This is a genomic window from Actinomycetospora chiangmaiensis DSM 45062 (genome assembly GCF_000379625.1).
In the GTDB taxonomy this organism is placed as follows: Bacteria; Actinomycetota; Actinomycetes; order Mycobacteriales; family Pseudonocardiaceae; genus Actinomycetospora; species Actinomycetospora chiangmaiensis.
Genome location: NZ_KB903244.1, coordinates 88056 through 100497 on the forward strand (window position 1 = coordinate 88056; position 12442 = coordinate 100497).

The 12442-nt window shown below is 76.0% G+C and carries 10 protein-coding genes; 3 read left to right on the forward strand and 7 right to left on the reverse strand.

Annotated elements, in window-relative coordinates:
* Positions 1–7 precede the first annotated feature (7 nt).
* Genes A3CO_RS0122205 through glyA form a run of 5 tightly spaced genes read right to left on the reverse strand, consistent with a single transcriptional unit; the run spans position 8 to position 6186 of the window.
* Entirely contained in the window at positions 8–607 is a 600-nt protein-coding gene (locus A3CO_RS0122205; protein ID WP_018334451.1) for a sarcosine oxidase subunit gamma, read from the reverse strand.
* On the reverse strand, positions 597–3377 hold the full coding sequence (locus tag A3CO_RS0122210) for a 2Fe-2S iron-sulfur cluster-binding protein (RefSeq protein ID WP_018334452.1): 2781 nt from the start codon (positions 3375–3377) through the stop codon (positions 597–599). Before A3CO_RS0122210 ends, A3CO_RS0122205 begins: the two co-directional genes overlap by 11 nt.
* Complete coding sequence (locus A3CO_RS0122215) at positions 3374–3643, reverse strand: sarcosine oxidase subunit delta (RefSeq protein ID WP_018334453.1); 270 nt, start codon at positions 3641–3643, stop codon at positions 3374–3376. Before A3CO_RS0122215 ends, A3CO_RS0122210 begins: the two co-directional genes overlap by 4 nt.
* A gap of 42 nt (positions 3644–3685) precedes the next feature.
* Entirely contained in the window at positions 3686–4897 is a 1212-nt protein-coding gene (locus tag A3CO_RS0122220; RefSeq protein WP_018334454.1) for a sarcosine oxidase subunit beta family protein, read from the reverse strand.
* The gene (gene glyA, locus A3CO_RS0122225) at positions 4894–6186 is read right to left on the reverse strand and encodes a serine hydroxymethyltransferase (protein ID WP_018334455.1); all 1293 of its coding nucleotides are present in this window, start codon (positions 6184–6186) and stop codon (positions 4894–4896) included. The genes A3CO_RS0122220 and glyA overlap by 4 nt, the downstream gene beginning before the upstream one ends.
* A 114-nt stretch (positions 6187–6300) precedes the next feature.
* On the opposite strand from glyA, the gene A3CO_RS0122230 reads away from it, so the two are divergent.
* Positions 6301–6522 carry a hypothetical protein gene (locus A3CO_RS0122230; RefSeq protein ID WP_018334456.1) on the forward strand — a complete coding sequence of 74 codons (222 nt, stop codon included), beginning with the start codon at positions 6301–6303 and terminating at the stop codon, positions 6520–6522.
* 60 nt (positions 6523–6582) lie between these two features.
* On the forward strand, positions 6583–7944 hold the full coding sequence (locus A3CO_RS0122235; protein ID WP_033414840.1) for a PQQ-dependent sugar dehydrogenase: 1362 nt from the start codon (positions 6583–6585) through the stop codon (positions 7942–7944).
* On the opposite strand, the gene A3CO_RS0122240 is transcribed toward A3CO_RS0122235, so the two are convergent.
* Positions 7920–9011, reverse strand: coding sequence for a glycerate kinase (locus A3CO_RS0122240; RefSeq protein ID WP_018334458.1), 1092 nt, complete (start codon positions 9009–9011; stop codon positions 7920–7922). The two genes, A3CO_RS0122235 and A3CO_RS0122240, sit on opposite strands and share 25 nt — an antisense overlap.
* Before the next feature lie 81 nt (positions 9012–9092).
* Here A3CO_RS0122240 and A3CO_RS36205 point away from each other — a divergent pair, with 81 nt between their 5' ends.
* Positions 9093–9797 (forward strand): hemerythrin domain-containing protein, encoded by a 705-nt coding sequence (locus A3CO_RS36205; protein ID WP_018334459.1) that lies wholly within the window; start codon positions 9093–9095, stop codon positions 9795–9797.
* A gap of 260 nt (positions 9798–10057) precedes the next feature.
* Here A3CO_RS36205 and A3CO_RS0122255 read toward each other — a convergent pair whose 3' ends face one another.
* Positions 10058–12421, reverse strand: coding sequence for a CDP-alcohol phosphatidyltransferase family protein (locus tag A3CO_RS0122255; RefSeq protein ID WP_018334460.1), 2364 nt, complete (start codon positions 12419–12421; stop codon positions 10058–10060).
* Positions 12422–12442 lie beyond the last annotated feature (21 nt).

Sequence of the window (12442 nt, forward strand, 5' to 3'; positions counted from 1 at the left end):
GGGGTGGTCAGACCGGCGCGAGCCGGGAGGTCCGGGCGCCGGCGTGGTCGACGAGGCGGTCGACGACGTAGCCGGCGAAGGAGGTGCGGACGAGCACGGCGAGGTCGTCGTCGCCGTGGGCGACGAGCAGGACGGCGGCCTGGCCGAGCAGCGTCTGGGCGCACCGGCCCCGCCCGAAGGCGGCCGGGCGCAGGTCGATCGAGCAGGTGAACGCCAGCAGGTCGCGGACGCCCGGGCCGCGCAGCCGCAGCCCGACGCGCTGCGCGGAGACGTCGACGGCCATGCCGCCGTGGGGGGCCGCGAGGGCGTCCACCCGGTCCTCCCACGCGTGCGGGGTCGCGGCGGCACTGGTGAGCAGCCACTCGTCGGGGCCGAGCCGCAGCGCCTGCCCGTCGGCGATCGCGGTCCAGGCGTCGGCGGTGTGCGGGAGCGTCCCGCCGAGCGCCGCGCCCAGGGCCGCGAGGGTCGCCGGCTCGGGGTCGACCCGCAGGTCGACGGCGCTCACGAGCGGGTCGAGCGTGATCGTCGGCTCGCCGGGGAGGGCCTCGAGCGCCGCCCGGCGGCTCTCCAGCGGGTGGCGGGCGGTGAGCGTGGGTTCAGCCGTCACGACGGGCTCCTTCGGGGTCGACCAGGACGGTCCCGCCGATCCGGGCGGCGACCAGCTGGTCGCCGACGGGGACGCCGACGACCTCGCCGAGGCGGTCGCGGCCGCCCCGGACGAGGGCGAGCGCGAACGGGCGTCCGAGCTCGGCGCTGCGGTAGCTGGACGTGACATGGCCCAGCATCGGGACCGGCGGCGGGGGCAGGACCCCCCTGTCGGCGTGCTGCTCTGGATCCCTGTCGGTGAAGGCCACCACCTGCGAGCCCTCGGGCAGCGTCGTCGCCGCGTCGGTGGGCAGCAGGGAGACCAGGTGCTTGCGTCCGGGATCGCTGTTCAGGGGCCGCGCGAAGGAGCGCTTCCCGACGAAGTCGGGCTTCTTCCTCGAGACCACCCAGGACATCCCGAGGTCCTGCGGGGTCACGGTGCCGTCGGTGTCCTGCCCGATGATCGGGTAGCCCTTCTCGGCGCGGAGCACGTGCATCGTCTCCGTGCCGTAGGGCGTGATGCCGTGCTCGGCGCCGGCCTCGAGGAGCCGGACCCACAGGTCGGCGGCGTACCAGGAGGCGACGCTGACCTCGAACGCGAGCTCGCCGGAGAAGGAGATGCGGGCCAGGCGGACGGGGACGCCGTCGAGCGCCGTGTCCTGCCAGGTCATGAAGCCGAAGGCGTCGTTCGAGACGTCGACGTCGGCGAACACCCGCCCGACGACGTCCCGGGACCGCGGCCCGGCGACCGCCAGGATCGACCACTGCTCGGTGACCGACGTGAGCCGGACCCGCAGGTGGGGCCACTCGGTCTGGAGCCAGTCCTCCATCCGGTCCAGGACGTGGGCGGCGTTGCCGGTCGTCGTCGTGACCAGGAACCGGTCCTCGGCGAGCCGGAGCACCGTCCCGTCGTCGAGCACCATGCCGTCGTCGCCGCACATGACGCCGTAGCGGACGCGCCCGACCTTCAGTGTGCTCATGAGGTTCGTGTAGAGGTGGTCGAGCAGCACCGCGGCGTCGGGCCCGCGCACGTCGATCTTGCCGAGCGTGGAGCCGTCCATGACGCCGACCGAGCGGCGCACGGCGGCGCACTCGCGGAGGACCGCGGTGGCCATGTCCTCGCCGGGGTGCGGGTAGTAGCGGGCGCGCTTCCACATCCCGACGTCCTCGAACACGGCGCCCGCCGCGACGTGGTGGTGGTGCACCGGAGTGGTGCGCACGGGGTCGTAGAGGTCGCCCCGGTCGCGGCCGGCCAGCGCCGCGAACGGCACGGGGGTGTAGGGCGGGCGGAACGTCGTGGTCCCGAGGGCGCCCACCGGCCGGCCGAGCAGCTCGGCGGTGATGCCGGAGGCGACGACGCCGGACGTCTTCCCCTGGTCGTGCGCGGTGCCGATCGTTGTGTAGCGCTTGACGTGCTCCACGGAGGTCATGCCGGCGCCGACCGCGCGGGCCACGTCGGCCACGGTCGCGTCCCGGGCGATGTCGACGAACTGCCGGGCGGGGTCGCCCGGGGTGCGCCAGAGCGTTCTGCGCGGGGTGATCACCTCGGGCTCGGCGGACGGTGCGTCGGCGCCGCCCGCCTCGCGCAGCACGTCGGCGAGCGCGAAGGTGCCGTTGGCCGCCCCGACGACGGTGGTGCCCGGCAGCGCGGCCGCGGGCCGGAAGCCGACGAGCTCGTCGTCGAACGCGAGCGGCCCGCCGACGTGGCTGAACAGGTGGGCGGTGGGGTTCCAGCCGCCGCTGACCAGGAGCAGGTCGCACGGCACCTCGCGGCGGGTCTCCCCCACCAGCACCGCGCGGACCCGGTCGGTCCCCAGCGTCCCCCGGACGTCGGTGCCGGCCTCGACGGGCACGCCGGCCGCGGCGCACCGTGCGGCCCAGCCCGCCGGGGCCTGCGCGCGCCCGTCGACCACGCGCACGGCGGCCCCGGCCCCGTGCAGGTCGAGCGCCGCGGCGTAGGCGGCGTCGTCGACGGTGAACACGACGACCTCGCGCCCGACGAGCACGCCGTGCCGGTGCAGCAGGTCGCGGGCCGCGGACGCCAGCATCACGCCGGGGCGGTCGTTGTCCTCGAGCACGATCGGCCGTTCGATCGCTCCGGCGGCGACGACCACCCGGCCGGCCCGGATGCGGTGGACCCGCTGGCGGGCGCTGCGCCCCGTGGTCTCCCCGTGCCGCTCGAGGGCGAGCACGAACCCGTCGTCGTAGTGGCCGAAGGCGGTCGTGGCCTGCAGGTGGGTGACGTGCGGGGCCGCGGCCAGTTCCGCGACGACGGCGTCGACGAACTCCGTCGCCGGGCGGCCGTCGACGGTCTCGGTGCCGGTGAGGGTGCCGCCGGGGGTCGGGCGGTCGTCGACGAGCACCACGTCCTGCCCGGCGCGCGCCGCGGCGCGGGCGGCGACCAGTCCGGCCGGGCCCGCGCCGACGACGAGGACGTCGCAGTGGACGTGCCGGTGGTCGTAGCGGGCGGTGTCGGCCACCTGCGCGAGGCGGCCGCGGCCGGCGACACCGCGGGCGACGAGGCCGTCGGTGACCTCGAGCGTCGTCGCGAGCAGCATCGGCTCGGGGAAGGGCTCCTCGACCTGCACCAGGCCGCCGGGGTCCTCGGTCCAGGAGCCGACGACGCCGCGGGGCCGGCCGAGCCGGACGCTCGTGCCGAGGGTGGTCACCCCGTGCGCGAGCAGCGCCGAGGCGACGGTGTCCCCCGGGTGGCCGGTGTAGGGGACGCCGTCGAAGGTGAAGGAGACGGTCCGGGTGCGGTCGATGCGGCCGTACCCCTCGACGCGGGTCATACCGTCGACCTCCCGTACGGACGGGTCTCGGCGAAGACGTAGGTGCGGGTGTCGCGGACGGCGCGCAGCCAGCGGCGGCACCCGGCGTCGTGGCACCAGCGCTCCGCGAAGGCGCCCTTCGGGTTGTCGCGGAAGAAGAGGAAGCGGGCCCACTGCTCGTCGTCGAGGGCGGACGGGTCGGCCGGGTAGGCGAGGTCGGCCTGGCCGCCGTAGCGGAACTCGGTCTCCTCGCGCGGCCCGCACCAGGGGCAGGTGATCAGTTGCACGGCGGTCTCCGGGGTCGGTGCGAGGGGTGGGTGCGGGGCGGATCAGTGGGCGACGCCGGCGGCACCGTGCTCGTCGACGAGCGCGCCGGTGACGAACCGGTCGAGGGCGAAGGGGGCGACGAGCGGGTGCGGCCGGCCGTGGGCGACGGTGTCGGCGAAGGCCCAGCCGATCCCGGGGGTCGCCTTGAAGCCGCCGGTCCCCCATCCGGCGTTGACCAGCACGTTCTCGTAGGGGGTGTGGCCGACGATCGGGCTGGCGTCGGGGGTGACGTCGACGATGCCCGCCCAGCTGCGCAGCAGGTGGGCGCGCGCGAAGACCGGGAACAGCTCGACCGCCGCGGCCATCTGGCGCTCGATGACGTTGAAGGCGCCGCGCTGGCCGTAGCCGTTGTAGCCGTCGACGCCGGCGCCCATCACGAGCTCGCCCTTGTGGGCCTGCGAGACGTAGACGTGCACCGCGTTCGACATGACGATCGTCGGGTGGACGGGCTCGAGCAGCTCGGACACCAGCGCCTGCAGCGGGTGGGACTGCAGCGGGGTCCGCACGCCCAGCCGGTCGAGCAGCACCGAGGTGTGGCCGGCGGCGCACAGCGCGACGGTGCCGCAGGCGATGTCGCCGCGGGAGGTGCGCACCCCGGTCACGCGGTCGCCGTCGACCACGAAGTCGGTGACCTCGCAGTCCTGGATGATGTCGATGCCGGCCTCGTCGGCCCGGCGGGCGAAGCCCCAGGCGACGTAGTCGTGCTTCGCGATCCCGGCCCGCGGCTGGTAGGTGGCGCCCTGCACCGGGTAGCGGATGTCGTCGGAGACGTTGACGATCGGGCAGACCTTGGCCACCTCGTCGGGGCCGAGCCACTCGGCGTCGATCCCGTTGAGCCGGTTGGCCTCGACCCGGCGGACCGAGTCGCGGACGTCCTGCTCGGTGTGGGCGAGGTTCAGCACGCCGCGCTGGCTGAACAGGATCGGGTAGCCGAGGTCGTCCTCGAGCCCCTCCCAGAGCTTCAGCGAGTGCTCGTAGATGGCCGCCGACTCGTCCCACAGGTAGTTCGAGCGGATCAGCGTGGTGTTGCGGGCCATGTTGCCGCCGGCCAGCCAGCCCCGCTCCAGCACGGCGACGTTCGTGATGCCGTGGTTCTGCGCGAGGTAGTGGGCGGTCGCGAGACCGTGCCCGCCGCCGCCCACGATGACGACGTCGTAGGACTTCTTCGGCTCGGGCGTGCGCCAGAGGAAGTCCGGGTGCTCGGGGGTGCTCATGGGTGCAGCTCCGGGTACAGCGGGTGGCGGTCGGCCAGCGCGGCGACGCGGTAGGCCAGGGCGTCGAGCTCGATCGCGGTGACGTCGGGCTGCAGCGCCCGGGCGACGACGTCGGCGACCTCGCGGAAGTCCTCGACGGTGAAGCCGCGGGTGGCGAGCGCGGCGGTGCCGATCCGGACCCCGGAGCTGACCATCGGCGGGCGCGGGTCGAACGGGACGGCGTTGCGGTTGACCGTGATGCCGACCCGGTGCAGCCGGTCCTCGGCCTGCTTCCCGTCGAGCGGGTGGTCGCGGAGGTCGACGAGCACCAGGTGCACGTCGGTGCCGCCGGAGACCACCCCGATGCCGGCGTCGAGCAGTCGCTCGGCGAGGACGCGGGCCCCGGCGAGCGTCCGCTCGCAGCGCTCGCGGAACTCCGGGGTGCCCGCGAGCTTGAAGGCCACCGCCTTCGCCGCGATCACGTGCTCCAGCGGGCCGCCCTGCTGCCCGGGGAAGACGGCCGAGTTCAGCGGCTTGGCCAGGGTGCGGTCCGCGGCGAGGATGACGCCGCCGCGCGGGCCGCCGAGCGTCTTGTGGGTCGTCGAGGTGACGACGTGCGCGTGCGGCACCGGGGAGGGGTGGAGGCCAGCGGCGACGAGGCCCGCGAAGTGCGCCATGTCGACCATGAGGTAGGCGCCGACCTCGTCGGCGATCCGGCGGAACGCGGCGAAGTCCTGCTGCCGCGGGTAGGCCGACCAGCCGGCGATGATCAGCCTCGGGCGGTGCTCCCGGGCGAGGCGGGCGACCTCGGCCATGTCGACGCGGTGGTCGTCGGCACGGACGTGGTAGGCGGCCACCTCGTAGAGCCGGCCCGAGAAGTTCAGCCGCATGCCGTGGGTCAGGTGACCGCCGTGGGCGAGGTCGAGGCCGAGGATCGTGTCACCCGGGGTGAGCAGCGCCGCCATGACGGCGGCGTTCGCCTGCGCGCCCGAGTGCGGCTGGACGTTGGCGTACTCGGCACCGAACAGGTCGCACAGCCGCTCGATCGCGAGGGTCTCGACGACGTCGACGTGCTCGCACCCGCCGTAGTAGCGCCGACCCGGGTAGCCCTCGGCGTACTTGTTGGTGAGCACCGAACCCTGCGCCGCCATCACGGCGACCGGCGCGAAGTTCTCGCTGGCGATCATCTCGAGGGTGCGGTGCTGGCGGGTGAGTTCGCCGACGACCGCGGCGTGCACCTCGGGGTCGACCTCCGCGAGGGACCCGTCGAGGACCGTGCGGGGCCCGGTCCCCACCGTCGTCGTGCTCATCGCCGCTCCACATCGCCGACTGATATATCAACTGCCGAGGACTGTAGACACGCGTGCCGATGAGGGTCAACACTCAGCTCGCCACGAGACGCACGACCCCGGACGGGAGCCCGCATGACCACCCAGATCGAGACCCGGACCGTCGAGGACGAGGTCACCCGACTGGACCGCTGGCTCGGGGCCCGCGTCGGCCACGAGCGCCCGGTCGGCTGCACCATCCGCGCGGCCAACCGGGACGCCGCGGCGGCGGTGGCCGGGCGGCACGGCTACACGGTCCGGACGAGCGCCGTGGAGGAGCCCGGCGCCCTCTGGGTGGAGTTCCACCCGGGCGGCTGAGGCCACGCGCCCACCCCCGAGTGGTGATCGGGGCGGGCACGGGTCAGGCTGGCGGGCGCGATGATCCCTCCCCGTCACGTGCGCGCCCGTCGACTCGGTCTGGCCGGTGCCGCCGCCCTGCTCCTGCTCGTGTCCGCCTGCTCCGCCGGCGGCGGGTCGACCACCGCGGGCGCGCCGTCGCCGGTGGCCGCGACCGCGCCGGTCGCGGCCACGCCCGACGGGCTGGTGCCGACCGGCGTCACGGTCCCGTCCGGGATGGGCGACGCGCCCTTCGACAGCGCCCGGACGGTGCTGACCCCGCCCGGCTGGACGGTCACGGTGTGGGTGCGGGTGCCGAAGGCACGCCTGGAGACGTGGGCGCCCGACGGGTCGCTGCTGGTGTCGCTGCCCGGCGACGGGGAGGTGACCCGCCTCGTCCCCGGGACGAACGGGGCGCCGCCGCAGCGGTCGACGCTCCTCGCCGGCCTGACGCAGCCGCACGGCATGGCCTTCGACGGCAGCACGCTCTACGTCGCCGAGAGCGACCAGGTCTCCGCCTACACGTACGCGAACGGCGCGGCGACCGGGAAGCGCGTCGTGGTGTCGAACCTGCCCGACGCGAAGAGCCCCGACCTGCGCGGCGCCTACGCGCACGCGCTGAAGACCGTGGTCGTGGGGCCGGACAGGGCGCTCTACGTCTCCGTCGGGTCCACCGCGAACGTCTCCCCGCAGGACCGGGACGCCACCCCGCAGCGCGCGGCGATCCTGCGCGTGCCGGCGGGATCGGACACCCCGGAGGTCTTCGCCCGCGGAGTGCGCAACGGCACCGGACTGGCCTTCGCGCCCGACGGCCGGCTCTGGACCGCGGTGAACAACCGCGACAACATCGCCTATCCGTGGCCAGGTGCGCAGTTCGGCCAGGTGCTGCCCGAGTACGTCGACGACCACCCGCCGGAGGAGCTGGCCGCGCTGACGCCGGGGCGCGACCTCGGCTGGCCGTACTGCAACCCCGAGCCCGACGTGCGCCCCGGACAGGCGGACCCGCCGCTGCGCACCGCCGACCTGCCGTTCACCCGCGACGTCGAGACCAACGCGGACGGCTCGAAGCTCGACTGCGCCACGCTGCCGCCGATCGAGCAGACGTTCGGCGCCCACTCCGCCCCGCTCGGGCTCGCGTTCGCCGACCTCCCGGGGCTCGGCGAGGGCGCCGTCGCCGGCGTGCACGGGTCGTGGAACCGGACGGCGCCGCGCGCGCCCGAGGTGTCGTTCTTCCCGTGGTCGGGCGGCCGGATGAGCGACCAGCGCACCCTCGTCGGCGGCTTCCAGGCCCCCGACGGGTCGCGCTGGGGGCGCCCGGTCGCGGCGGTGCCGGGCCCCGACGGCGCGCTCTACGTCTCCGACGACGGCGCCGGGGCGATCTACCGGGTGGCGCGCAGCAGCTGATCCACGCTCCGCGTGATCAGCTCGGCCGCGTTCGCCTGCGACCGCTCGAGGTCGGGCTCCAGGTCCGCCAGTGCCGCGCTCCCGACGATGCCCGCCCCGGCGAGCGCGGCGGGCTCGAGGTCGACGCGGCCCGCGACGGCGAGGACCGGGACGCCGGCCTCGCGGGCCCGGGCGGCGACCCCGGCGGGTCCCTTGCCCCGCAGCGTCTGGGCGTCCAGCCGCCCCTCCCCGGTGACGACGAGGTCGGCGCGGGCCAGCCGCTCGTCGAACCCGAGCAGGTCGGCGACGAGGTCGAACCCGGGCCGCAGGCGTGCCCCGAGCAGCGTCATCAACCCGAACCCCGCTCCCCCGGCCGCGCCCGCTCCCGGCACCTCGGCGAACTCCCGGCCGACGACGTCGGCCCAGTGCGCGAGCGCGGCGTCCAGCGCGTCGACGTCGTCGGGGCCGGCGCCCTTCTGCGGGCCGTAGACGGCCGCGGCGCCGTGCGGGCCGAGGAGCGGGTTGTCGACGTCGCAGGCCACCTCGATCGTCGCGCCGGGCGCGGGCGGCGGCTGCGCGGTCATGACGGCGGGCAGTCCCCCGCCCCCGACCCCGGCCGGGAGCTCCCGCCCGTCGGCGTCGCGCAGGACCGCGCCCAACGCCTGGGCGAGGCCTGCGCCGCCGTCGGTGGAGGCGCTGCCGCCGAGTCCCAGGACGATCCGGGAGACCCCGGCGTCGAGGGCCGCGCGGACGACCTCGCCGAGCCCGCGGGTGGACGACGTGTACGGCTCGAGGACGCCGTCGGGGAGGCGGACGAGCCCGCACACGTCGGCGAGCTCGACGACCGCGGTGTCCCCGGAGCGCGCGAAGGAGGTCGCGACCGGCTCGCCGGTGGGGCCCGCGGCCGTCAGGGCGCAGCGTGCGAACCCGGCCGCGACGGCGGCGTCGACCGTGCCGTCCCCGCCGTCGGCGATGGGGCACAGCTCGACGGTGTGCCCGTGGCCCGTCACCGCCCGGGCGATCGCCTCGGCGACGCCCACGGCGGGCAACGAGCCCTTGAACTTGTCCGGCGCGACGAGGACGTGCACGCGGCACAGCCTCCCGTGCGCCGGCCACGGCGTCGAGATCGCGGGTGGTCGCGCCCCGGGCCGTCGTCGATCATCGCGGGTGTGGAGCCGGATCCCTCGCTGCCCCGCACGCCGGACGACCTGCTCCTGTTCGAGCTGGGTCGGCGGGTGCTGCGACGCGACGTCGACCGGGTCGCGGACCTCGTCGAGAGCCTGCTCGCGGGTACGCGCCACCTCGACCGGCGCCGGTGGACGGAGTTCGCCGAGCTCGTCGAGGAGCTGTGCGAGGACCTCATCGGCCAGCTCGGCTTCGAGGAGGCCCTCCTGTGGCCCCTGCTCGAACGCCACGCGCCCGCGGCGTTGCCCTACCCCACGTGGCGGGCCGGGAGCGAGTCGTTGCGCGCCGCGGTGGCGGAGGCCCGGCGGAGCACCCGCGGCGTGAACGCCGACCGCGCGCACCGATCCGCCGCACTCTCCACCGCCGACGACCACCGGCGCCTCGGACGGCTGGCCGCCCTCTGGCGCCGGCTCGCCGACGGGCTGGAGGCCTTCGTCGCCGCGTCCACCGGGCCCGTGATCCGGGCCGTGAGCACGCAGGTGCCCGGCGAGGAGTGGGAGGCGGTCCTCCGCCGCGTCCGCGAGGGTCTGCCCGACGCGCGGAGCGCCGGGGCCCGCGTCGTCGAGGTCGCGACGCCCGACGAGGTGGAGCGCCTGCGCGGTCAGCTGGGGCCGCGTCCGCTGGCGGGGTGGGACCGTCACGGTCGACGTCGCCGGGCCCGGGAGGCCGATCTGTTCCGACCCTCGTAGCCGTCCGGCACGCCTCCGGCGAGGGACAGACCGCTCGGTCGGTTCCACGGACGGGTTACGCTGATCCAGCGACGGGCATCTGCTCCGGCCGCCGTCGGGGGACGGCCGGGCGGGTGCCCGTCGCGCGTCCGCGCCCGGGATGGCGGGCCCCGGAGAATGAGCGAGCCCGGGCCGTCAGGTCGGGGGTCTGACGGCGCCGGGCTCGATGGAGGAGTCGCTCCGCGGCACCGCGGCGTTAACCAGGTCCACTGTGACGGCGGTCACTGTCCCGGCGGCCCCGAGTACGCCGCGAGGAACCGGTCCCGGAACGCCTCCATCGGCCACGTCGGTGCGTCGGGCGCCGGGCGCAGGCCGGGGGTGAATCCCCAGGACCCGATCCGGTCGAGCACGGCGGGATCCCGGCTGACCACCGACACCGGCACGTCGCGTCCCGCGCCCGGCCCGGTGACCGTGAGCGCCGGCTGGTGGTCCCCCACCACCACGAGGACGAGGTTCGGATCCGCCGAGCGCTGCACCCACGAGGTGAGCGCGTCCGTCGTGTAGGCGATCGACCGCGCGTAGTCCGCGCGCACCTGCGCGTCGGTGCGGCCGACGGCGCCGGGCGCGGCCTGGTCGGCGAACCCCGAGCCGTCCCCGAGCGCGTCCCAGGCGACCATGCGCGGCAGCGGGGTCCACGGGGCGTGGCTCGACACCAGGTCGACCTCGGCCATCACCGGCCCCCGGTCCGGGCGGTCCAGCTCGAGACGCGAGAGCCGGTCCAGGACGACCTGGTCGGGCATCGACGCCCAGCCGAACGACGGGCCGCGGTAGCCGAGGTCGTGCACCGAGTACGCCCGCCGGTAGCCGTAGAACCGTCCCTCGGGCCAGGCGCGGGTGGTCCCGGGCTGGACCGCGACCGTCTCCCACCCGGCCCGGGCGAACGCGGCGGAGAGCGTCAACCGGTCGGACGAGGTCAGCGTGAGGTAGCGCTGCTGGTTGTCGACCCGGAGGCCGGAGAGCAGGGTCGCGTGTGCGAGCCAGCTGCCCGAGCCGACCACGCTCGACGTCAGGAAGCCGCTGCGGGCGCCGTAGCCCGCGCCGGTGAGGCGGGCCTGGCCGGCGTCGAGCGCCGGGGTGACGGTCGTGGCGAGACCGGGATCGGCGAGGGCCGAGCGCCCGTAGCTCTCGACCACGGCGACGACGACGTCCTTCCCCCGCAGCGCGCCGAGCAGGTCGGGGCCGGGCGTGGCGGCCCAGGCGTCGGACCCGGACTCGGCGCGGAACCGTTCCGCGTCGGCGAGCGCGGTGCGGATGCGGGCCGCCCGGTCCACGGTCGCGGCCGCGGTGGTCGCCGCGGCCACGGGCACGCCCGGTGCAACGGTGAGGCCGGCGACCGCGGCGACCAGCCAGACGCCCCCGAGCGCGCCCAGCACCCGCAACGTCGCCCGGCGGTGCCGGTCGGCCGCGCCCGCGACGCGGCGGGCCGCGAGCCCGAGGCCGCCGACGAGTACCACCGCGAGCAGGACGGCCACGACCACGGCCGCGACCTCGGCCACCGGCCCGTACGTCGAGCCCACGAACCCGGCCCCGTCGGCGATCAGCGGGCTGTCGAGGATCGGGTCGAACGGTCGCGCGAGGACCGAGACGAACCCGACGTCGAACGCGGTGAGGACGGCACCGAGCCCGATCACGACCCCGGCCACCACGGCCAGGGGACGGCGGGCGCGGTCGGGGAGGAGCACCAGCAGCGCGAGCCCGACGACGCCCTCCAGCGGCACCCGCAGGTAGGAGCCCCAGGCCAGCGCCGACGGGTCCCGTGGCGCCACCAGCGCGGCGACGAGCGCGAGGACGGCCAGCCCCGTCGCGAGCCCGCGCCACCACGACAGCCCGACGGCGGGGGTGGTCGGCCCGGGCGTCGGGGTCCGGGGCTGCCGCGCCAGGTGCTCGACCGACACGCCGAACGACCACACCAGGGCGAGCAGCGCCGCCCCGACCAGCGCGACGTCCGCCCACCCGGGCAGCAGGCGGGTGCTCGCGACGACGAGCGCGATCCCCTGCAGGGCCGCCACGACCTTCGCGGCGTACCGCGGCGGGAGCTCTCCCTCGAGCCACGGCCACACCCAGCCTGCGGCGACGAAGAGGTAGCGCATCCCGCCGACGAGCAGCACCCACGGGCCGAGGTCGGCCGCGACGTGCACCGCGAGCAGGAGCAGCAGGAACGCGTCGGTCTCCATGTCGAAGCGGGCGCCGACGTCGGTGCTGGTCCCGGTGCGCCGGGCGACCCATCCGTCCACCGCGTCGAGCACGAGGGCGGCGACGGCGAGCCCGACGAGGACGGCGGTCGGGACCGGACGGCCCGCGAGGTGCTGCGCCACCAGGGCCGCGACGCCGGCGACGAGGACGAGGCGCAGCAGCGTCACGCCGCCCGCCGGGCCGAGCGACGACACTCCGGAGCGCGCCAGCAGGGCCCCGCCGAGGGCGAGCACGAGGAGCCCGCCGCCGAGCCCGACGCCGCCGAGACCCGTCGTCGTGCCGAGGACCGCGAGCAGCGCGAGACCCGCGGCACCCGCCGTCGTGAGCTGGACGGCGAGGGGGTGGTGCCGCACCCGCCGCGGCGTCGCGGGGGTCGCGTCCGGACCTGCCATGGGACACGATTTTCCCCGTGA

Excerpts from the sequence above, each read along its gene's own strand:
- A3CO_RS0122210 (WP_018334452.1), bottom strand. The coding sequence starts at position 3,377 with ATGACCCGCGTCGAGGGGTACGGCCGCATCGACCGCACCCGGACCGTC.
- A3CO_RS0122220 (WP_018334454.1), bottom strand. The coding sequence starts at position 4,897 with ATGAGCACCCCCGAGCACCCGGACTTCCTCTGGCGCACGCCCGAGCCG.
- glyA (WP_018334455.1), bottom strand. The coding sequence starts at position 6,186 with ATGAGCACGACGACGGTGGGGACCGGGCCCCGCACGGTCCTCGACGGG.
- A3CO_RS0122230 (WP_018334456.1), top strand. The coding sequence starts at position 6,301 with ATGACCACCCAGATCGAGACCCGGACCGTCGAGGACGAGGTCACCCGA.
- A3CO_RS0122235 (WP_033414840.1), top strand. The coding sequence starts at position 6,583 with ATGATCCCTCCCCGTCACGTGCGCGCCCGTCGACTCGGTCTGGCCGGT.
- A3CO_RS0122255 (WP_018334460.1), bottom strand. The coding sequence starts at position 12,421 with ATGGCAGGTCCGGACGCGACCCCCGCGACGCCGCGGCGGGTGCGGCAC.